Consider the following 273-nt stretch of genomic DNA (forward strand, 5'->3'; position numbering starts at 1 on the left):
GATGCCAGTCCGATTGGGTCGGAGCGTGGAGGATGATGTCGCGGTCCTTACAGATAAGCCAAATCCCGCAGATCTCTTCGCCGGCCAATTCGGGTAGCTCCGCCACTGTGATCGTCCTGCCGCGCTTTCGCTCCAGCTTTTCATGGATGAGCTGGATGGTGGCGTCGTGCGGCAACCTGAACGCGTGTTCCGCCCTCCTCGCTATCTTGCGGGCTTCACGGTAGTTCATTGCCGGACGCCATAGGGAAGGGTGGAACGTTGACAGGCCCGATC

Annotated in this window: 1 protein-coding gene; it reads right to left on the reverse strand. The window is 60.1% G+C overall.

Going from position 1 to position 273, the window contains the following annotated elements; all coding sequences use genetic code 11:
• Positions 1–229: hypothetical protein (locus SB724_RS20085; protein WP_410572596.1), on the reverse strand; the 229-nt coding region annotated here is incomplete at its 3' end.
• Between the last annotated feature and the right edge of the window lie 44 nt (positions 230–273).

The sequence above is a fragment of the Bacillus sp. SIMBA_031 genome (assembly GCF_046535225.1).
In the GTDB taxonomy this organism is placed as follows: domain Bacteria; phylum Bacillota; class Bacilli; order Bacillales; family Bacillaceae; genus Bacillus; species Bacillus velezensis.